The following is a 1,446-nucleotide window of genomic DNA, read 5'->3' on the forward strand; positions in this document are numbered from 1 at the left end:
CCGATAATCCCTCATATGTAAACCATTTGTGTAAAGTATGCTTGACGTTAAGCAACCTTTACATATATACTGAATTTATCAAATGAGGAAGTGATGAAGTGAATAATAAATTGAAGGAATTTCGAGAGAAACACGATTATTCACAAGACAAGTTGGCAAAAGAGTTGGGTGTCTCCAGGCAAACGATTATTTCGATTGAGAAAGGGAGATACAATCCTTCTCTTCCTCTCGCTTTGCAGATAGGTAAAACATTTAATACCTATATCGAGGATATTTTCTTTTTAGATGAAACTGATGAATGAACAAACTACTTAAAGTTACGGAGGAGATATTATCGAAAATCGAGCTGTATTTACAATCTTCGGATCCTTTTTTACATTGATGGGCGGCTTTTTGCTGCTTGCAGCCATCATGACGAAAAGCGCTCCAAATTCTGAAACTTATACTCTGCTTTCTTTGGCTGTGATGTCTTTTTGTTTAAGTTACTTGGCTCCACAATTTAGCCAAAAGGATGAGCGAATAAGAATGATACGTGAAAAGGGAATGTTTTTTTCAGGTCTTGCTTTCTTAATTTATTCGTTTTTCCTTACGACTGCTCTTGGTTTGGATCTTATTTCCTTGACTGCAATCGAAGCCCTTAATGTTTTAATTGCACTCATGATCAGCACTATCTTTATCTCAATGGTTGTTCTTGCCCGGAGATATTAAAAAGGAAGAAAAGATGGCTTGCGAAGTCTTTTTTCTTCCTTTATTTTGTTCTTCTAAGTTTTCTTCCTATAAGTTATGATATGTAAACTCTACTTCTTCTTATATTCTGCTATTTTCTTTAGTTCAATTGCCCGGTCCAGAATAAATTGTCTCATATATTTTTCTAAAAATAACTTGTCCGCTATTTTCCCGAAAAGGCCAAGAGGAGAACGATAAACAAATCTGTCTTTCATGATTGTTCCGCTGTCTTTTTCGATAAATTCATGTGTATGGGCAAAAGAATGGAATGCCCCTTTAACCATTTCATCTGTAAATCGATAGGGTTTCTCCATTTCGATGATTCTAGCAGTGAGCTTTTGCTTCACACCAAAATGAATAGCTTCCCAAGTTACGCTGTCTCCTTCTTCCATTAACCCTGTTGTTACTCCTGCAATAGCTCGTTCCTTTGTCTTAGCAGTAGTTTCGGTATGTATATCAACATTTCTGGCAAGATCGAAACAAACTCTGATTGGAGCTTGGATATAAATTTCATGCGTGATAATCGGCATAAGTGAAATTCCTCCCAGCTATCTTCTTTATCTTTAAAGTCTCTCAACTCAAAGGTTTTTGGACTAAATTATTAAATTCCGTGGGCTTTGATTTATTGTATAGATTGACTACTATATTAACATTCATTACTGCTCAACGAAATAAACTACACTATATAGCCCCTCCAATAATCCGTTCGTAAAAGTACAC

Annotated in this window: 3 protein-coding genes; 2 read left to right on the forward strand and 1 reads right to left on the reverse strand. The window is 35.8% G+C overall.

Translation table 11 applies throughout. The annotated features are described in order from the left end of the window. Positions 1-98 precede the first annotated feature (98 nt). A complete protein-coding gene (locus AC4EHK_RS19345) occupies positions 99-302 on the forward strand; it encodes a helix-turn-helix transcriptional regulator (protein WP_490980357.1) in 204 nt (67 codons plus the stop codon). 79 nt (positions 303-381) lie between these two features. After that, complete coding sequence (locus tag AC4EHK_RS19350) at positions 382-708, forward strand: permease (protein WP_490980359.1); 327 nt, start codon at positions 382-384, stop codon at positions 706-708. A gap of 89 nt (positions 709-797) precedes the next feature. Here AC4EHK_RS19350 and AC4EHK_RS19355 read toward each other — a convergent pair whose 3' ends face one another. Then, complete coding sequence (locus AC4EHK_RS19355) at positions 798-1,256, reverse strand: SRPBCC family protein (RefSeq protein ID WP_490980358.1); 459 nt, start codon at positions 1,254-1,256, stop codon at positions 798-800. Positions 1,257-1,446 lie beyond the last annotated feature (190 nt).

Source organism: Planococcus sp. TJ-307 (genome assembly GCF_058268435.1).